The sequence below is a fragment of the Paenarthrobacter sp. FR1 genome, from assembly GCF_051106045.1.
In the GTDB taxonomy this organism is placed as follows: Bacteria; Actinomycetota; Actinomycetes; order Actinomycetales; family Micrococcaceae; genus Arthrobacter; species Arthrobacter nitroguajacolicus_A.
Genome location: NZ_JBPFSF010000009.1, coordinates 90,378 through 108,197, shown reverse-complemented (window position 1 = coordinate 108,197; position 17,820 = coordinate 90,378). Strand labels below are relative to the sequence as shown.

17 protein-coding genes are annotated in these 17,820 nt (G+C 62.7%); 8 read left to right on the top strand and 9 right to left on the bottom strand.

Features of this window, described 5'->3' with window-relative positions:
* Positions 1–10 precede the first annotated feature (10 nt).
* The 3 genes from ACR30Z_RS17030 to ACR30Z_RS17020 are packed head-to-tail and all read left to right on the top strand — an operon-like array spanning position 11 to position 2,832.
* Positions 11–1,018, top strand: a complete 1,008-nt coding sequence (locus ACR30Z_RS17030) for an ABC transporter permease (protein ID WP_144652262.1) — start codon at positions 11–13, stop codon at positions 1,016–1,018.
* Positions 1,011–2,060: an iron chelate uptake ABC transporter family permease subunit gene (locus tag ACR30Z_RS17025; RefSeq protein WP_434373742.1), complete on the top strand. Its 1,050-nt coding sequence runs from the start codon at positions 1,011–1,013 to the stop codon at positions 2,058–2,060. The genes ACR30Z_RS17030 and ACR30Z_RS17025 overlap by 8 nt, the downstream gene beginning before the upstream one ends.
* A 13-nt stretch (positions 2,061–2,073) precedes the next feature.
* Positions 2,074–2,832, top strand: a complete 759-nt coding sequence (locus ACR30Z_RS17020) for an iron ABC transporter ATP-binding protein (protein WP_144652261.1) — start codon at positions 2,074–2,076, stop codon at positions 2,830–2,832.
* 99 nt (positions 2,833–2,931) lie between these two features.
* Here ACR30Z_RS17020 and cycA read toward each other — a convergent pair whose 3' ends face one another.
* From cycA to ACR30Z_RS16995, 5 genes are all read right to left on the bottom strand, one after another.
* On the bottom strand, positions 2,932–4,392 hold the full coding sequence (cycA, locus tag ACR30Z_RS17015) for a D-serine/D-alanine/glycine transporter (protein ID WP_208760033.1): 1,461 nt from the start codon (positions 4,390–4,392) through the stop codon (positions 2,932–2,934).
* 163 nt (positions 4,393–4,555) lie between these two features.
* Positions 4,556–5,317, bottom strand: a complete 762-nt coding sequence (locus tag ACR30Z_RS17010) for an ABC transporter permease (protein ID WP_144652259.1) — start codon at positions 5,315–5,317, stop codon at positions 4,556–4,558.
* On the bottom strand, positions 5,314–6,093 hold the full coding sequence (locus ACR30Z_RS17005; RefSeq protein WP_434373739.1) for an ABC transporter ATP-binding protein: 780 nt from the start codon (positions 6,091–6,093) through the stop codon (positions 5,314–5,316). Before ACR30Z_RS17005 ends, ACR30Z_RS17010 begins: the two co-directional genes overlap by 4 nt.
* Complete coding sequence (locus tag ACR30Z_RS17000; RefSeq protein WP_144652257.1) at positions 6,090–6,455, bottom strand: DUF1048 domain-containing protein; 366 nt, start codon at positions 6,453–6,455, stop codon at positions 6,090–6,092. The genes ACR30Z_RS17005 and ACR30Z_RS17000 overlap by 4 nt, the downstream gene beginning before the upstream one ends.
* 1 nt (position 6,456) lies before the next feature.
* Positions 6,457–6,786, bottom strand: coding sequence for a PadR family transcriptional regulator (locus ACR30Z_RS16995; RefSeq protein ID WP_144652256.1), 330 nt, complete (start codon positions 6,784–6,786; stop codon positions 6,457–6,459).
* 103 nt (positions 6,787–6,889) lie between these two features.
* Here ACR30Z_RS16995 and ACR30Z_RS16990 point away from each other — a divergent pair, with 103 nt between their 5' ends.
* From ACR30Z_RS16990 to ACR30Z_RS16975, 4 genes are read left to right on the top strand one after another with little or no spacing between them, the layout of a single operon-like run.
* Positions 6,890–7,396: a GNAT family N-acetyltransferase gene (locus ACR30Z_RS16990; protein ID WP_434373737.1), complete on the top strand. Its 507-nt coding sequence runs from the start codon at positions 6,890–6,892 to the stop codon at positions 7,394–7,396.
* Between the two features lie 60 nt (positions 7,397–7,456).
* A complete protein-coding gene (locus ACR30Z_RS16985; protein ID WP_434373736.1) occupies positions 7,457–9,061 on the top strand; it encodes an HNH endonuclease in 1,605 nt (534 codons plus the stop codon).
* 60 nt (positions 9,062–9,121) lie between these two features.
* Positions 9,122–9,565, top strand: coding sequence for a MarR family winged helix-turn-helix transcriptional regulator (locus ACR30Z_RS16980; protein WP_144652920.1), 444 nt, complete (start codon positions 9,122–9,124; stop codon positions 9,563–9,565).
* A 29-nt stretch (positions 9,566–9,594) separates the two neighbouring features.
* Positions 9,595–10,833: an MFS transporter gene (locus ACR30Z_RS16975; RefSeq protein WP_144652919.1), complete on the top strand. Its 1,239-nt coding sequence runs from the start codon at positions 9,595–9,597 to the stop codon at positions 10,831–10,833.
* A gap of 48 nt (positions 10,834–10,881) precedes the next feature.
* Here the strand turns inward: ACR30Z_RS16975 and ACR30Z_RS16970 are convergent, their stop codons facing one another.
* The 3 genes from ACR30Z_RS16970 to rraA form a co-directional block, all read right to left on the bottom strand.
* Positions 10,882–12,351 carry a sugar porter family MFS transporter gene (locus ACR30Z_RS16970; protein ID WP_144652918.1) on the bottom strand — a complete coding sequence of 490 codons (1,470 nt, stop codon included), beginning with the start codon at positions 12,349–12,351 and terminating at the stop codon, positions 10,882–10,884.
* 494 nt (positions 12,352–12,845) lie between these two features.
* The gene (locus ACR30Z_RS16965; protein WP_144652917.1) at positions 12,846–14,498 is read right to left on the bottom strand and encodes an MDR family MFS transporter; all 1,653 of its coding nucleotides are present in this window, start codon (positions 14,496–14,498) and stop codon (positions 12,846–12,848) included.
* A gap of 132 nt (positions 14,499–14,630) precedes the next feature.
* A complete protein-coding gene (rraA, locus tag ACR30Z_RS16960) occupies positions 14,631–15,104 on the bottom strand; it encodes a ribonuclease E activity regulator RraA (protein ID WP_144652916.1) in 474 nt (157 codons plus the stop codon).
* 158 nt (positions 15,105–15,262) lie between these two features.
* Here rraA and ACR30Z_RS16955 point away from each other — a divergent pair, with 158 nt between their 5' ends.
* The gene (locus ACR30Z_RS16955) at positions 15,263–16,567 is read left to right on the top strand and encodes an MFS transporter (protein WP_144652915.1); all 1,305 of its coding nucleotides are present in this window, start codon (positions 15,263–15,265) and stop codon (positions 16,565–16,567) included.
* Positions 16,568–16,569: 2 nt separating this feature from the next.
* Here the strand turns inward: ACR30Z_RS16955 and ACR30Z_RS16950 are convergent, their stop codons facing one another.
* Positions 16,570–17,760, bottom strand: coding sequence for an FG-GAP-like repeat-containing protein (locus ACR30Z_RS16950; protein WP_434373732.1), 1,191 nt, complete (start codon positions 17,758–17,760; stop codon positions 16,570–16,572).
* Between the last annotated feature and the right edge of the window lie 60 nt (positions 17,761–17,820).

The following is a 17,820-nucleotide window of genomic DNA, read 5'->3' as shown; positions in this document are numbered from 1 at the left end:
AAATTCCGTTGTGACAACTACAGCCGTGCGCCCCACGGCACCAGCGAGCCGCAATCGGACTGGCGAATCCGCCAGGCTGATTGCGGCTGCTGCCGTTGTGCTGGTGATTGCGGTTGGCAGTATCTTCGTGGGCGTCAGCGACGTCTCGCTGCCGGCTCTGTTGGCGAACGACGCCGGGGCCTGGGAAATCTTCTGGGTCTCCCGGGTGCCGCGCACCTTGGCCGTGGTCCTGGCCGGGATGGCCGTTGCCGTTGCCGGGTTGATCATGCAACTCATGGCCCGCAACCGGTTCGTGGAGCCGTCCACCGTGGGAACCGTGGAATCCGCGACGCTCGGAATCCTGGTGGTGACCGTGCTTGCTCCAGAGTCTCCGATCCTCACCAAAATGATCGTGGCCAGCGTCTTCGCGATCCTCGGCACGGCGTTGTTCCTGGCGATCCTCCGCCGACTCCCGGCCCGCAACACGCTGCTGATCCCGCTGGTGGGCATCATGCTGGGCGGCGTCATTGCTGCCGTCACCACGTTCTTTGCCTACCGCTTTGACCTCCTCCAAACGCTGAGCAACTGGATGATCGGTGACTTCTCGGGCGTGCTGCGTGGCCGCTACGAGCTGCTGTGGATCGTGGCCGTCCTTGTCTTGGTGGGCCTCTTTGCTGCTGACCGGTTCACCGTTGCGGGCATGGGCCAGGACTTCACCACCAACCTCGGCCTCAACTACGCGCGCACCATGCGGCTCGGCCTGATGATCGTGTCCCTGATTTCGGCCGTTGTTGTGACCACTGTGGGTGCCGTGCCGTTCCTGGGACTCGTGGTGCCCAATATCGTGTCCCTGCTGTTCGGTGACAACCTCCGCCGGGCCGTACCCTGGACCGCTTTGTTCGGTGCCGCGTTCGTGCTGGTCTGCGACATCATCGGCCGGACCATCCGGTTCCCCTACGAGGTGCCTGTCGGCATGGTCATGTCCGTCCTGGGCGCCATCTTGTTCCTCTTCCTGCTCCTGAGGAAACGCAATGCCTGAAACCCCTGTGTCCACGGCACCGGCTGCCGTTTCGTCCGTTCCCTCCCGCACACGTTGGTCTGCCCCAAAGTACTGGCGTGACGCCGTCCGAAGCACCCCGCCGGGACTGGTGATCGGCATCCTGGCGGTTGCCGCCGTCGTGCTTGTTGCTGTTTTCCTGACGATCGACCTCAAGGGCAACATCGCCTACATCCTGCCGCGTCGGGCCATCAAGGTGTCCGCGATGCTCCTGGTGGCCGTAGCCGTTGGCGTCTCCACGTTGCTGTTCCAGACCGTGACGGCCAACCGTATCCTGACGCCGTCCATCATGGGCTTCGATTCGCTGTACATCCTGGTGCAGACCGCGCTGGCCTTCGTGGCGGGTGCTGCGACGCTGGCCACGGCTCCGTCCACGCTCAAGTTCGGGCTGGAAATCCTGCTGATGGTGGGGTTCAGCGCGTTCCTGTACCGGTGGATGTTCACTGGGGCCACGCGCTCGCTGCACCTGCTGCTGTTGGTGGGCATCGTGCTCGGGACGCTGTTCCGGGGGATGTCATCGCTCCTGCAGCGGCTCATGGAGCCGAGCGAATTCATCATCCTCCAGGACCTGTTCTTCGCCAGTTTCAACAACGTGGACCCGGGACTCCTGGGTGTTTCCGCACTTTTGGTCGCTGCCGTATGCGTTGGCGTGTGGCGGATGCGGCACACCCTGGATGTGCTGGCACTCGGCCGCGAGGTGGCCATCAACGTGGGCGTGGACCACAAGCGCGTTGTGATGCGCGTACTGCTGGCGTGCTCGCTGCTGGTGGCGATTTCCACGGCACTGGTGGGCCCCGTGACGTTCTTCGGACTCCTGGTGGTCAGCCTCGGCTACCAGCTCTGCCGCGGATTCCGGCATGCGTGGCTTGTGCCGATCGTTGTGCTCATCGGGGCGATTGCGCTGGTGGGTGGCCAGTTGCTGTTGGAGCGCGTGTTCGGCTTTGCCACTGCTTTGAGCGTGATCATCGAGTTCACCGGCGGCATCCTCTTCCTTTACCTGTTGCTGAAAGGCTCACTGAAATGACCGGGGTCCGCCCATGATTACCGTCCGGAACGTCACCAAGCGCTACGGCGGCACCACCGTGCTGGACGACGTCAGCTGCGAGATTCCCCGCGGCGGCATCACGTCCATCATCGGCCCCAACGGCGCCGGCAAGTCCACGCTGCTCTCGTTGATCAGCCGCCTCCAGCCCATGGATGCCGGGGGAGTCTCCGTTGCCGGCTTGGACGTAACAGCTACGCCCAGCAAGGAGCTGGCCAAGACCATGGCCATCCTGCGGCAGGAAAACCACCTGACCATGCGGCTCACGGTCCGCGACCTCGTGGCCTTCGGGCGCTTCCCGCACAGCGGCGGCCGGCCGACGGTCGAGGACCTGGAGCACGTGGACGAAGCCATCCGACAGCTGGACCTCACGTCCATGGCGGACAAGTTCGTGGACGAGCTCTCCGGTGGGCAGCGGCAGCGCGCCTACATCGCGATGGTGCTGGCGCAGGACACCGAATACCTGCTGCTGGACGAGCCACTGAACAACCTGGACATGAAGCACTCCGTGGAGATGATGCGGCTGCTGCGGCGCTTGGCGGACGAGCTCGGGAAGACCATCGTCCTGGTGGTCCACGACATCAACTTCGCATCCTGCTACTCGGATACCATTCTGGCCATGAAGGACGGCCGGCTCATCCACCAAGGCGCACCCACGGACATCATGCGCGCCGGCATGCTGCACGACGTCTACGACATCGACATCCGCATCGAGGAAATCGATGGGAACCGCATAGGCGTCTACTTCGCCTGACGCTCGCTCACCAGCAGACAACAGAGCCCGACGTCGGCACCCACGGTGGGTGCCGACGTCGGGCTCTGTTGGTTGGAGAGTCAGCGCGTTATTGGACCGTTAGCGCGCTGCCGCGGTTTCGGCCTCTGACATGGCCTTCCATTCGGCCACGCGGGCCTGGTGGAGCGGCGTCTTGCGGACTACTGCATAGGCGACGCCGAGAATCGCGAACCAGATTGGGGTCACCAGCAGGGCGGTCAGCGTGTCCGGCTGCGTGGTCAGTGCCCAGACCAGGAACGCGAAGAACGCGAACACTACCCAGACCATCGGGATACCGCCGGGCATCTTGAACGGCGAGGCCGCGTGCAGCTCAGGGCGGCGCTTCCGGTACACGAGGTAGCTGGCCAGGATGATGGACCAGACGAACATGAAGCACACTGCGGACACGGTGGTCACCATGTCGAACGCCACGCCAACGTCCTTGCCCGCGTAAAGAAGCGCGACGCCGGCCAGCAACAGGACGCAGGAGAGGAACAGTGCGTTTTGGGGTACTTTGCGGCTGGAGAGCCGGCCGAAGAGCTTGGGTGCGTCGCCGTCGTTGGCCAGGCCGTACACCATGCGGGACGTCGAGTAGATGCCCGAGTTGGCTGACGACATTGCCGATGTGAGGACTACCAGGTTCACCACAGTCGCTGCCATGCCAAGACCGGCCAGCGAGAACATGGCGATGAATGGGCTCTGGCCTGCCTTGAACTCGGTCCACGGGGTGACCGACATGAGGATGATGAGGGCGCCTACGTAGAAGAGCATGACGCGCAGGGGAATGGCGTTGATGGCGCGGGGCAGGTTGTGCTCCGGGTTCTTGGTTTCTGCAGCCGCGGTACCCACGAGTTCAATGCCCACGAACGCGAACACGGCGATCTGGAAGCCGGCCACGAAGCCCATGAATTCCTTGGGGAAGAAGCCGCCGTGGTTCCAGAGGTTGGTGAAGCTGGCGGTGCCCGCGTTGGACTGGAAGCCGGTGAAGATCATCACCAGGCCCACCACGATCAGCGCCACGATTGCGATGATCTTGATCAGCGCAAACCAGAACTCGGTTTCGCCGAACGCCTTGACGGTGGGGAGGTTCAGGAGCAGCAGGATGATGATGGTGGCCAGGCCCGGGATCCATAGTTGGATTCCCGGCCAGAGTTCGTTGGCGTAGCCCGCGATGGCGATGACGTCCGCAACGCCGGTAACCACCCAGCAGAACCAGTAAGTCCAACCGGTGAAGAAGCCGGCCCACGGGCCCAAGAGGTCTCCCGCGAAGTCGCTGAAGGACTTGTAGTTCAGGTTGGAGAGCAGGAGCTGGCCCATGGCCCGCATCACGAAGAAGAGCATGAAGCCGATGATCATGTACACGAAGATCACGGAGGGGCCGGCAACCGAGATGGTCTTGCCGGAACCCATGAAGAGGCCCGTTCCGATGGCACCGCCGATGGCCAGGAGTTGGATGTGGCGGTTGCTGAGCGAGCGTGACAGGTGGGGCTCGCTGTCCCTGCTGGAGGCGCGGAGCTGCCCCTGTGTTGTCTGGTCGGACATTAGTTCAAGAACCCTTCGGAAGAACCGACACAATAGTGACGGCCGTTACAAATCTGTTCGATAAAGCTATAGCTAATGTCTGACCAATGGCGAATCGGTCTGCAGGGCGAAAGCTCCGCCCGGTTCCGGGGGAGCTTCGGCCTGTGTTTCGGGCTGGTTTGTGCTAGGCGATCTGACGCTTGTACGCGGCGGTGGCGAAGGCGTAGGAGATGACGAGGATCCCCAAGCACCACGCCAGGGCTACCCAGATGTCACCACCAACCGGACGCTGGGCGAACAGATCCTGGATGGTGTTCACGATGGACGTCACCGGCTGGTTCTCGGCGAACCACCTGACGGGGCCGGGCATAGTCTCCGTCGGGACGAATGCCGAGCTGATGAACGGCAGGAAGATCAGCGGGTAGGAGAACCCGCCGGCGCCGTCCACGGACTTCGCGGAGAGGCCCGCGATGATGGCGATCCACGTCAGGGCCAGGGTGAACAGCGCCAGGATTCCTGCAACGGAGAGCCAATCCAGCACGCTGGCCGAGGTGCGGAATCCCATGAGTAGCGCAACTCCCACAATGATCACCAGCGAGAGTCCGTTGGCCACCAACGACGTCAGGACGTGTGCCCACAGGACCGAGGAACGCGCGATCGGCATGGACTGGAACCGCTCGAAGATACCGCTTTGCATATCGGTGAACAAGCGGACTGCCGTATACGCGATGCCGGACGCAATCGCGATCAGCATGATGCCCGGGAGCAGGTAGTTGACGTAGTTCTCGGTGTCGGTCCTGATAGCGCCGCCGAACACGTAGACGAACAGCAGCATCAGGGCAATCGGCGTGATCGCCGTGGTGATGATGGTGTCCACGCTGCGGAAGATGTGCCGCATGGAACGGCCCAGCAGAACAGAGGTGTCTGCGAAGAAATGGGTGCTCATGACCTGTCCTTAACTGACTCGTTGTTGCCCGTGCCAACCAGGGCCAGGAAGATGTCCTCCAGGCTCGGCTGCTTTTCGACGTATTCGACCTTGGCTGGCGGAAGCAGTTGCTTGAGCTCCGCGAGGGTGCCGTTCGCAATGATTCGCCCCTCGTGAAGAATGGCGATTCTGTCTGCCAGTTGCTCGGCTTCGTCGAGGTACTGGGTAGTGAGCAGGACCGTGGTCCCTTGGTTGGCGAGCTTCTTGACGATCTGCCACACCTCCAGGCGGGCCTCCGGGTCCAGGCCGGTGGTGGGCTCATCCAGGAAGATCACTTTGGGGTTGCCGATCAGGCTCATGGCGATGTCCAAGCGGCGACGCATGCCGCCGGAGTACGTCGCCACCTTGCGGGATCCTGCCTCCGTCAGGCTGAACTGTGCCAGCAACTCATCCGCGATCTGGCCCGGATTCTTCAAGTGCCGCAGTTTCGCCACCAACACCAGGTTTTCCTTGCCGGAGAGGACCTCGTCCACCGCGGCGAACTGTCCGGTGAGGCTGATGGACTGCCTCACCTGGAGCGATTCCGCTGCGACATCAAAACCCTCGACGGCGGCTTGCCCACCATCCGCCTTGAGCAGCGTGGACAGGATCTTCACCATGGTGGTCTTGCCCGCGCCGTTGGAGCCCAGAAGGGCGAAGATGCTGCCCGTCGCTACCTCAAAATCCACCCCGCGGAGAACATGGAGATCCTTAAACGACTTCTCGATGCCCTGGACCCGAATTGCTGTTGCGGTCATGATTCCGCCTCCTTTGCCTTGTTGATGGCCTTTTCCAGGCGCTCGCGTTCCTTGTCGATCCAGCGTTTCCCGCCGTAGGCCTGTGCGAAGCTCTCTGCGAATTCGATGGGGTCGTCGCCTACAAGCTCGCTCACCGGCGTACCGTCGATGGCGGCGCGCTCCCAGAGGTCCGCCAGATCCGTGAACATCTGGACCATGGTGTCGCCCTCGGTGACGCCGCCGTAGTACATCAAGTACCGGTTGAAGGCCGTGGCCACAGTGAGGTACGGCTCGGGCAGGGCGTCCAACCGTGCTTTGGCTTGCTTGTACTGCTTCTTCTGCTCAAGCGATCCGGTGACCAGCTCGATCCATTTTGCCGCCATGTTATTTTCCTTCCTTGCGGAGCTGTTCAAGCCGTTCAGACAAGAAGCTCCATGTGTTCCAAAATTCGTCCAGTTCGGTTTTGCCCTGGGCGTTGAGCGTGTACACCTTGCGGGGCGGGCCCTTTTCGGACGGGCGCTTCTCCACGTCCACCAGCCCCTTTTGTTCGATCCTGACCAGCAGTGCGTACACGGTGCCCTCAGCGATCTCGGTAAAGCCCTGTGCGCGGAGCAGCGTGGTGATCTCGTATCCGTACGCCGCCTTTCCGGTCAGGAGGGCCAGAACAATGCCCTCCAATGTGCCTTTGAGCATCTCCGTCATTTGCTTGCCCATCGGACACCTCCTTCACTACTCGGTATTACTAGCTACCACTACATAGTAGAACTAAGTACCGGTACTTAGCAACACTGAGTTCCGAAAGAAATGGCAAGCTGGGGTGGTGACCGCTGACTCCGCCTCCGCGCCCGCTTTGCTGACTGCCGCCGTCGACTCCGGTACCTTCACCCTGCGGCGTGCCCGCAAGGACGACCTGCCGCGGATCCTCGCGTTACTCGCGGACGATCAGCTCGGTGCCACCCGCGAAAGTGCCGACGACCTGGCGCCGTACGAGCACGCCTTTGACGCGATCGACGGCGACCCGGCGCACCTTCTGGTGGTGGGCGAACTCGACGGCGATGTGGTGGCAACCTTCCAGCTCAGCTACCTACCGGGCTTGTCCCGCAGGGGGTCCTGGCGGGCGCAGATCGAGGCCGTTCGGGTGTCCGGGGTTCTGCGTGGGCAGGGTGTTGGTGCGCTGATGATCGAGTGGGCTATTGAGCAGGCTCGGGAACGCGGCTGCTCCTTGGTCCAGCTGACCACCGACAAATCCCGCGTTGCGGCGCACCGTTTTTATGCGCGGCTGGGGTTCGTGGCGAGCCATGAGGGCATGAAGCTGAAGCTGTAGGGGCTGGCGGCCTCACAGGCTCATTGGGGCAGGTTGTCCACATAGGGCGGTTGGGGTCTGATGGTGTTTCGTGCTGGCTGGAAGAGTTGGGGCATGGAGCTGATTCGGGACGGGCAAGCGGGCGCAGACGCAACGGGCGCGGCGCTTGCTCATGTTGCGGGTTGTTGGTCCAGTGCTTCGCCGCCGCGGGTGTCTGATCTCATCACTCTCCTGCGCTCCGTTCGTCTGGGTGTGGGCAGTGGTGAGTTGGTTGATCAGGTCCGGGGGTTGGAGGATTTGAAGTCTGCCATCACTGGGTTGCAGGCCCGGGCTGCGGTGGCTTTTGACCTTGCCCGGCGCGGGGAGCAAGAAGCCACCGGTGTCCCGGCGGCCGAGCGGGGTCAGGGGGTGGGTGCGCAGCTGGCGTTGGCGCGGCGGGAGTCCCCGAACAAGGGTTCCCGGCTGTTGGGGTTGGCGAAGGCGTTGGTGTCGGAGATGCCCCGCACCATGGCGGCCCTGGAATCAGGCCAGCTCAACGAGTGGCGGGCCACCCTGCTGGTGAAAGAAACGGCCTGTTTGTCCGTCGAGGACCGGTCCGCGGTGGATGAGGAACTCGCCGCCGATACCGGGACGTTTGAGGGCAAGGGCGACAGGGCGATCATCGCCGCGGCGAAGGCTGCGGCGTATCGGCGGGATCCGCGCTCGGTGGCCCAGCGCGCCGCCCACGCCGCGACCGAGCGGGCCGTGAGCCTGCGCCCGGCCCCGGACACCATGACCTACCTGACCGCGTTGCTCCCCGCCGCCCAGGGAGTGGCAGCCTACGCCGCCCTGACCCGGGCCGCTGATATTGCCCGGACCGGTGGTGATTCGAGGTCTGGTGGTGGTTCGCGGGCTGGTGGTGATTCGCGGTCCCGGGGCCAGGTCATGGCCGACACCCTCGTTGAACGGATCACCGGTAAGAGTGGCGGGATCAGCGGCGTTGAGCTTCAACTGGTTATGACCGACCGGGCCCTGTTCCAAGGCGATTCCGAGCCCGCCCGGCTCCAGGGGTACGGGATCGTCCCCTCGGAATGGGCCAGAACACTCGTCGGCGCAGGGCAGGAACCACCCGAGCCGGATCAGGCCGGTGGGATGGCAGGTCTCATGCAGGACAGTGACTTCGCCGTCTGGGTCCGGCGGCTCTACACCGCCCCCGCCACCGGTGAACTCCTGACCACGGATTCGAAGGCCAGGTTCTTCCCGCCACGGCTGCGGCGCTTCATCGAAACCCGGGACGACACCTGCCGCACCCCCTACTGCGACGCGCCCATCCGCCACATCGACCACATCAACCCCTGGCACGCAGGCGGGGCCACCACCCTGAGCAACGGCGCCGGGCTCTGCGAAGCCTGCAACCACACCAAAGAAACCCCCGGCTGGAGAAGCAAAACCATCCCAGCAGACACACCGGGCACCCACACCCTCGAAATCACCACACCCACAGGCCACAGCTACCGATCCACAGCCCCACCCCTGCCGGGACATGCACGCTCGGCGACTTCACCGCGCGCGAGGACCAAGGCGGCCCTGGCTACATCGGTGCCGGTGGAAGCATCGGAGTCGGGAAGTGCTGATTCGCGAAGCCCTGATTCGCGAAGCGGCCTGCGACCGCGCCAGGAGTTGGAACGGAACCGCGCCCACACTTAGGCAGAGGGGTGCGGTCCAAAGCTTGACTGTTAGGGCACCTAACTATTAGGCTACCTAAACATGAGCGATACTTTCGATCCCCGTCTCACCGACCTCGCGCAGGAATTTCGTGAGGCACTGCGTTTGGGTGTCTACATGTTTCGTCGACTGGACCCGGAGGGTGACCTTACTGCCGCGCAGCTGAGCTTGCTCTCCATGATCTCGGACGGTGGTCTCCGTGTGGGAGACATCGCCAAGAATTTGGGGATCAAAGTCCCGAGTGCCACCGAGCAGATCATCAAGCTTGAGCGCGTCGGCCTGGTGACCCGCCAGCCTGACCCCGACGATTCCCGCGCTGTCCAAGTGGCCATCACCCAAGCCGGGACCGCCGCCGTCGAGTATGCCAACCAGCGGCGCAATGCCATGGTGGCCGAGCTGCTGCAGGGCCTCAGTAAACAGGAGATCGAGCAGCTAGCCGCGGCACTTCCCGTCATCAGCAAGATCAACAGCTCATTCCAGAAATAGGAATTAACGCACCGACAAGGAGCAATTGAATGTCACGCCAGTTGGCTGACGCTTCAGCAAGCGCCGAAACAACCATCGAAACCACCCTTGAGGCCGAAAAGGCTTCACTGCTCAAACAGCCCAAGGCGGTGTGGGCCACGGCCCTCGCGGCCGTTTTCGCCTTCATGGGCATCGGGCTCGTGGACCCGATCCTCCCGGCGATCGCCAAGAACCTGGAGGCGTCCACCAGTGAAGTGTCGTTGCTGTTCACCAGTTACTTCCTGGTGACTGCGGTTGCGATGCTGATCAGCGGGTTCGTGTCCTCGAGGATCGGTGGAAAGAAGACGCTGTTGATCGGTCTGGCGATCATCGTGGTCTTCGCGTCGTTGTCCGGGCTCTCCGGCAGTGTCGAACAGTTGGTGGGCTTCCGTGCAGGGTGGGGTCTCGGCAATGCATTGTTCGTCGCAACTGCCCTGGCTGTGATCGTTGGTGTGGCCAGTGGCGGAACTGGCACCGCCATCATCCTCTACGAAGCCGCCCTCGGCCTCGGCATCTCGCTCGGCCCACTGCTCGGTGCCTTGCTGGGAGGTTGGCAGTGGCGTGCACCGTTCTTCGGCACGGCAGTCCTCATGGCGGCCGCGTTCATTGCCCTGCTGGCTTTGCTACCCAAAACAGCTGCTCCCGCAAAGAAGTCCCGTCTCAGGGATCCGCTCCTTGCGCTTGGTCACAAGGGTCTCCGCACCACCGCAGCCAGCGCACTCTTCTACAACTACGGCTTCTTCACCATCCTGGCCTTCACCCCCTTCATCCTGGGAATGGATGCGTACGGGATTGGGGGAGTGTTCTTCGGCTGGGGCGTTGCCGTAGCCGTGTTCTCGGTGTTCGTCGCTCCCGTACTCCAGAAGCGCTTTGGCGCCGTTAAAGTCCTCACCGGCACTCTGGGCGTCCTCATGCTCGACTTGATTGGCCTCGGACTGGCCGCTGGGCACTCGGTGACTGCCGTCGTCGTGCTCGTCATCGTGGCAGGTGCCCTGCTGGGCATCAACAACACGGTTTACACCGAACTGGCCATGGGTGTCTCCGATTCGCCGCGTCCGGTCGCGTCGGCCGGCTACAACTTTGTGCGGTGGATGGGCGGTGCGCTGGCCCCGTTCGCGGCAGCCCAGCTTGGTGAGCACTTCGGCCCGCAGGTGCCGTTCTTCGCCGGTGCGGCGGCCATGGTGATCGCCATCCTTATCGCCTTCGGCGGCCGCAGCTACCTATCGTCGCACGAGCCGCACCTGGTCTAATACACCAAAAAACGAGCCCCGCGGTATTCCGCGGGGCTCGTTGTGTCACTACTTGGATTCGTCCGAGGGGACCGGCAGTGGCGCCACCGGCGCTCCCTTGGGGACGAACAGCGTCTCGGCCTGTTCAAGGGACATGCCATTCGTCTCGGGAACCTTGAACATCACAAAGAAGAACGACGCCGCAGCGAACGCCGCGTACATGGCGTACGTCAGCGGCAGCGAACCAGCGGCCATGATGGGGAAGCTGAGTGTGATCGCAAAGTTTGCGATCCACTGTGCAGCAGCGGCCAGGCCGAGCGCGCGGGCTCGGATTCGGGATGGGAAGATCTCGCCCAGCAGCACCCACACGAGCGGACCCCACGAGGCACCGAAGCTGATCACGAACACGTTTGCCGCAACGAGCGCTACGGGACCCCACGCACCTGGCAGGGAAATCTCCGAACCCGTACCCGTAGCCGAGGAGAAAGCCAATGCCATGACACCAAGCGACGCTGCCATACCGACGGAGCCTGTGAGCAGGATGGGCCGGCGGCCAATGCGGTCCACCAAGGCGATAGCCACGAGCGTGACAAGGATGTTGGTGACGGACGTGGCGACGGAGATTGTCAGGGAGTCTTTCTCCTGGAATCCGACGGCCTTCCACAAGGTGGTGGAGTAGTAGAAGATCACGTTGATGCCGACGAACTGCTGCAGCACGGAGAGGATGATGCCGATCCACACCACGGGCAGCAGTCCGAACCGGTTACCGCGTAGCGAGCCCTTCTTGGTGGAGAGCTTTTCCTGCTGGATGGATTCGCGGATCTCGCGGATGTGCCGTTCGATATCGTCGCCGGGAATCAGCTTGTTGAAGATGGTGCGGGCTTGGTCTTCTTTGCCGTTGAGCACCAGGAAGTGCGGCGACTCCGGCAGGCGGAAGGCGATCCAGCCGTAGACAGCGGCGGGCACGGCGCAGGCGATAAACATCCAGCGCCAGGCTTCGATGCCAAACCACAACGTGCCGTCGGCGCCGCCGGCCGAGTTGGCAAGCACAGCGTCCGAAAGCAGTGCTGCGAAGATGCCGGTGGTGATGGCGAGTTGCTGGAGTGAAGCCAAGCGGCCGCGTACGTGCCGCGGGGAGATCTCGGAAATGTAGGCGGGGGCAATCACGGACGCCAGCCCAATGCCTAGGCCGCCCACCAAGCGCCAGAAGATCAGATCCCAGACGCTGAACGCCAAGCCGGTTCCAACTGCGCTCACCAGAAAGAGCAGGGCGCCGATCTTCATGGCGGGGATGCGGCCATAACGGTCGGCTACCTTACCGGCCAAGTAGGCGCCTGCGGCACAACCCAGCAAAGCGACAGCGACGGCGAACCCGGTGAGGGCCTCGCTCATAACGAACTCGTCCGCCATGGCATCAACGGCACCGTTCACCACGGACGAATCAAAGCCGAAAAGGAATCCACCCACCGCGCCGGCGACGGCCAGGCCGATCACCTTCCGGGAAACTTGGGGCGCGCCTTCGGTGCTGGGACTGGACATGGGTCTCCCTTGGGGAATGGTGTGTGGGATTGCGGTGCGGGACGTCGTCGGCAATTCCGACGGGGACGCCGGTGCACTCGCGCTACACAGTGTGGCACGTCATATCCGCCAAGTTCCAGTCAAGTGATGGACGTGACATGCATTCACTTTCTTAACCCAATGGGCTCTGGCCGTGAGCTGAACGTTCTCTGGGAGCCGCGAGGGGGCGGTTTCGAGCGCCAATCCCCTTCTTTGGATCCACTTATTGAACACAAAGTACGACGACGGCCCGTGGCTCTCGGATTCCGCTGCTCCTGACCGATCGGGACCTGCGCGGCGACGTGGAGCAGGCCCACCGGCTCGTTCGGGCCGCTCACTAATACCGCTGCACAGCACAAGAACGGCAGGCCGTCCGGAGACTGCCTGCCGTTCTGTGTCTAACTGCCGGTATCTGCTAAACCGTGAAGTGAGTGCGCAGGCCTGAACTCGCAAGCCTGAACTCGCAAGGTCTGAACCTAGTGAGCCGGAACAGATTCCTTGGCCGCGGCCTTGGGATCCGTCAGCTTCTTGTTCGGCAACGCGAAGCTGATCAGGAACGCGATGATCATCAGCCCGGCCGCGGTCAGCATGACCACGTCAATTGCTTGGGCGAAGCCCTCGGTGATCGGCCTGGTGAGCGTGCTGTTGGCCGTGTGGAGCCAGCTGGTGTCGTTCAGGGACTCGTTGTTGGCGCCGTTCTTAAAGAAGTCGAAGAGCTTGGCGTTCGCGGGGTCCGAAGCTACAGCGGGGTCACGCATTACAGCCTGGTAATCCGGGCTGGCGGCGGCGGTCTTCATGCCATCGGCGATCTTGTCCGCCGCTGTGCTGAACAGCATGGAGATGAATACGGCGGTGCCAACGGCACCACCCATGGAGCGGAAGAACGCAGCCGTGGAGGTGCCAACGCCCATGTCCTTGGGAGGAACTGAAACCTGCATGGCGAGTGTCAGGGGTTGCATGCAGAAGCCCAGGCCGACGCCGAAGAACACCGCAATCAGTCCGGGGACCCATAGCCCGGTGTCGACTCCAAGGACGAGGCCCATGACAGTGGCGGCAGCTGCCAGGATGGCTGTGCCCATGATGGGGAAGATCCGGTAGACGCCGGACGATGAGATGGTGCGGCCTGCCGAGATGGACCCGAAGAGGATGCCCACAGTAAACGTGATCATCATCAGGCCGGCCTCGGTGGGGGTGAGGCCCTTCACCAGCTGCAGGTACATGGGCAGCATGGCGATGGCGCCGAACATGCCGATGCCGATGATGAAGTTCAACAGCGATGACAACCCAAAGGTCATGTTCTTGAAGAGGCGCAACGGAATCAGTGCGTAGTCACCGGCGCGCTTCTCGGCGAGCAGGAACGCGACGATGCCGATCACGCCGAGTCCGTAGCAGAGCCACGATCCGGCGGACGCCCAACCCCAGGTGCGGCCCTGTTCGGCAACCAGCAGCAACGGCACGATGGCCAAAGTAATGGCGGCGGCACCCCAGTAGTCAATCTTCTGCTTCACATGCCGGGCGGGCAGGTGAAGATACAGGAAGACCACCACCAGCGCGGCGAGGCCAATGGGCAGGTTGATGAAGAACACCCAGCGCCAGCCATCGAAGCCCAGGATGTTGGACGAGCCGGCGAACGCGCCGCCAATCACCGGACCGAGCACGGACGAGATGCCGAAGACCGACATGAAGTAGCCCTGGTACTTGGCCCTGTCCTTCAATGCCACGATGTCACCGATGATGGTCAGTGCCAGTGCCAGCAAACCGCCGGCACCAAGGCCCTGGATGCCGCGCGCGATTGCCAGTTCGGTCATGGAGTGGACCGACCCCGCGTACAGCGAGCCAGCCAGGAAAATCACGATGGCAACGAGGTACAGCGGACGCCGCCCAAAGATATCGCTGAGCTTTCCGTAGAGCGGCGTGCTCACCGTTGACGTGATGAGGTACGCGGTGGTGGCCCACGCCTGGAGCGAGAGGCCATCGAGGTCGTTGGCGATGGTGTAGATGGACGTGGACACGATGGTCTGGTCCAGCGAGGACAGGAACATGCCGAGCATGAGTCCCACCATGACGGTGAGGGTCTGACGATGGGTCAGGACCTCTCCGGCGGCCCGGACGGGCGTGGTTTTGGACATATCTTCTCCAGAGATGGCAGAAAAGGGGATTAAGCAGGATAGTTGCTTTCAGTAACTATCATACGGCCCCGTTGATTCCCGAGGGGAGAATATTTCTTGGGCCCTGGCATTGAGTCGGCCGTGCCGGTAGGTTCAGCGCTCCACCAGGATGCCGTCCGGATCGCAGAAGATCATCACACCCGGCTGGATGCGGACGCGGTCAATCACCAGCTGCACATCCACTTCGCCGACACCTGTCTTGGCGCTCTTCTTGGGGTTGCTGCCAAGCGCCTTGACGCCGAGCGGCAGGCGGGAGATTGCCTCACGATCCCGGATGGCGCCGTTGATCACCACGCCGGACCAGCCGTTGGCCACGGCGCTTTCGGCAATCATGTCCCCCATGAGTGCGGTCCGGAGGGAGCCCTGCCCATCGATGACAAGCACGGCGCCTTCACCAGGAGTACTGAGGACAGTTTTCACCAAGGCGTTATCTTCGAAACACCGGATGGTGCGGACCGGGCCACTGAAGTGTGAGTGGCCACCGAGATTCTGAAATTGGACGGCTATGGATTCCAGCTCTTCGCCGCGCTCGTCGTAGAGATCGGCTGTATTCACGTGCTCGCTCACAGTGCTGCTCCTCTGTCGGTTTGAGGCCACACTAGCCCCTGTAACAGCGTGACGGCACGGCAGCAGTTGGGCGTATGTGGAAAAAGGTTGGACGGCGGTTTTGTGTAGTCCCGCCGCGCTAGGCTGAATCCGAACAATGAATCTAGGGGGAACCTGCCATGAGCTTGTCCGACTTGCCGGGTCCGGTGCCGGATCCTGCTGTTGTCCGCGGTGGGACCACCACAGCGCTCGCAGAGCCTGTCGCCCGTGTTCGGCCGATCTGGGTCACCGGCGTGGTGCTGGTTAATCTGGGCATCAACGCAGCATTCTTCGGTCCGTTGCAAGTGCTGTTGGGCCAGCAGGCAGCCCACTTCGACGATGGGCAGAAGGAAGCCATCCTGGCATTGGTGACCGGCTGTGGCGCTGCCGTTTCCATGGTCGCGAACCCCTTGTTTGGTGCCTTTAGTGATCGCACGACATCCCGGTTCGGCCGCCGTGTTCCATGGGTACTCATGGGTGCCATCCTGGGAGCTGTTGCGTTGGTTGCCCTGGCGGGTGCACCCAATGTTGCCGTGATGACTTTGCTGTGGTGCCTTGTGCAGGCCGGAGCCAACGCCATGTACGCCGCCATCACTGCCGCTGTGCCGGATCGCGTTCCGGTGCCGCAGCGCGGAACTGTGGGCGGACTGGCTGCCATGGGGCAGACGGTGGGTATTCTCGTCGGCGCGGTGATCGCCGCCGTCGTTGCCGGTAACTTCGCCGCTGGGTACTGGGTGTGTGCCGCAGCGCTGCTGGCCGGCGTCGTGCTTTATCTTTTCAAGAGCGACGATCAGCCCCTGCCGCCAAGCGAGCGTCCCGCGTTCCAACTGGCGACATTCCTCAAGGGCTTCTGGGTCTCGCCCAAACGCTATCCGGACTTTGCGTGGGCCTGGATGACCAGGCTCTTGGTCAGTACGGGCAACCACATGGTCACGCTGTATTTGCTCTTCTTCCTCAGTGATGCCGTGCACCTGGAGGAAACCGAAGGTATCAAACCAGAGTTCGGCGTTCTCATCCTCACCGGCCTTTACGCCATCACGGTGATCATCACCAGCGTCCTGGGCGGTAGGTTGAGCGACAGGATGGGAAAGCGCAAGCCGCTGGTCATAGCGTCATCCGTCATCATCGCGGTGGCGTCGCTGATCCTCGCATTTGCGCCCACGTGGATCGGCGGACTGGCCGGCGCAATAGTGCTGGGCATCGGGTTCGGAGCCTACCTTGCCGTGGACTTCGCGCTGATTACACAGGTCCTGCCCACCGCCATGGACCGCGGTCGGGACCTGGGGATCATCAACATCGCGAACTCGCTGCCGCAGGTGGTTGCACCGTTGATCGCCTACCCATTTGTGGCCTACTGGGGCGGCTACGTCTCGTTGTACGTAGCCGCCGCAGTCATCGGCCTCTTGGGGGCCGTGTTCGTGGTCAAGATTAAGAGCGTGGACTAGGCCTAGAAGACGGCGGTGAAACTACCCCAGCCCCAGCCGACGGTCGGGGAACCCTTCCATCGGAAACCGGCGATGCCGTAGTGCGAGTAACCCGATGTGTCGCCCAGGTACATCGTGAGCCGGCCGCTGCTGTCTATTCCGTAGACGTCGGAATTTCCATCGCCGTTGAAGTCACCGGCTACGCCGATTCGTGCCACTGACTCCCAGCCCCATCCGATGGAGCCGGCAAAACCACCAGACAGGCCATATTCTTCAAACCACCCGTTTCGGTGCGTGGTTCGCACCTCCAGGTTTCCCCAGAAGGGGCGGGTGAGAACAACGAGGTCTGGCGTACCCAGGAAATGTCCGGCACCGACGGCATAGTGGCGTTCCCATCCTTGACCGATCTTGCGCGGGGTAAGCCAACCACCGCGACCGTTGCCCGGATAGAGGACCAGATTGCCTGCGTTGTCCTTTGCAAGGATGTCGTTGGAGCCGTCTCCGTTGAAGTCTCCGGGGGTGATGAGATCCGCAAAGCCCTGCCACCCCTGCCCAATTTGGAGTGCCTTCTTCCAACCACCAGAACCGTTTCCTTGGTACAGGAAGAGCCGTCCCTGGGCATCCCGTGCCATGACGTCTACGGTGTCGTCGCCGTCGAAGTCACCGGGCGACACCAGCAAGTTGAAGTTGTTCCAACCCCAACCGATCACTTGGGTTGGCTGCCAGTTGCCGTGCCCGTCCGTGGGGTAGAGCAACAAACGGCCGGAGGAATCACGGGCGAAGATATCCAGCGTGCCGTCTCCGTTGAATCCGCGGGCACGGGCAGCTGCTCCTACCCGAAGCGGGTGAGCGGCTTGGATCGTGCTTACAGAATCGGCATCGTACGTAACCGTGACAGATGCCGCGACGACACGTCCCAAGTCGGCCGAAGTTGCGCGATAGGTTGGGCCGCCTGCCCCGGGAATCACCACGCCGTCGCGGGTCCAGGAATAGGAAACCGACGCGGACCCACCCTCGGGCGATACGTGGGCAAACGTATTCGAGACATCCACTTTCAGTAATCCACCGACGGTTGGGTCGCCGCCCAACCTGGGTGTGCCGCTGATGTAGACGTAACGGGCCGGTACCGCACCGGCTTGAACAGCCGCCTCCGCAGGCAGCGCCGAGGTGACGAGCAGACCCGCCACCACGGACGCGGCAAGAACCGAAAACAAACGCCGTCGCCTGCGCGCAACGGTAGGCAAAGGAGTGCTCGTCTCCAAAGGATTCCTCCA

What these genes read in the sequence shown, in the direction of transcription:
- ACR30Z_RS17010 (WP_144652259.1), bottom strand. Translation starts at nt 5,317, where the DNA reads ATGAGCACCCATTTCTTCGCAGACACCTCTGTTCTGCTGGGCCGTTCC.
- ACR30Z_RS16995 (WP_144652256.1), bottom strand. Translation starts at nt 6,786, where the DNA reads ATGGGCAAGCAAATGACGGAGATGCTCAAAGGCACATTGGAGGGCATT.
- ACR30Z_RS16985 (WP_434373736.1), top strand. Translation starts at nt 7,457, where the DNA reads ATGGTGTTTCGTGCTGGCTGGAAGAGTTGGGGCATGGAGCTGATTCGG.
- ACR30Z_RS16975 (WP_144652919.1), top strand. Translation starts at nt 9,595, where the DNA reads ATGTCACGCCAGTTGGCTGACGCTTCAGCAAGCGCCGAAACAACCATC.
- ACR30Z_RS17005 (WP_434373739.1), bottom strand. Translation starts at nt 6,093, where the DNA reads ATGACCGCAACAGCAATTCGGGTCCAGGGCATCGAGAAGTCGTTTAAG.
- ACR30Z_RS17025 (WP_434373742.1), top strand. Translation starts at nt 1,011, where the DNA reads ATGCCTGAAACCCCTGTGTCCACGGCACCGGCTGCCGTTTCGTCCGTT.
- ACR30Z_RS17000 (WP_144652257.1), bottom strand. Translation starts at nt 6,455, where the DNA reads ATGGCGGCAAAATGGATCGAGCTGGTCACCGGATCGCTTGAGCAGAAG.
- ACR30Z_RS17020 (WP_144652261.1), top strand. Translation starts at nt 2,074, where the DNA reads ATGATTACCGTCCGGAACGTCACCAAGCGCTACGGCGGCACCACCGTG.
- ACR30Z_RS16955 (WP_144652915.1), top strand. Translation starts at nt 15,263, where the DNA reads ATGAGCTTGTCCGACTTGCCGGGTCCGGTGCCGGATCCTGCTGTTGTC.
- ACR30Z_RS16970 (WP_144652918.1), bottom strand. Translation starts at nt 12,351, where the DNA reads ATGTCCAGTCCCAGCACCGAAGGCGCGCCCCAAGTTTCCCGGAAGGTG.
- ACR30Z_RS16980 (WP_144652920.1), top strand. Translation starts at nt 9,122, where the DNA reads ATGAGCGATACTTTCGATCCCCGTCTCACCGACCTCGCGCAGGAATTT.
- cycA (WP_208760033.1), bottom strand. Translation starts at nt 4,392, where the DNA reads ATGTCCGACCAGACAACACAGGGGCAGCTCCGCGCCTCCAGCAGGGAC.
- ACR30Z_RS16965 (WP_144652917.1), bottom strand. Translation starts at nt 14,498, where the DNA reads ATGTCCAAAACCACGCCCGTCCGGGCCGCCGGAGAGGTCCTGACCCAT.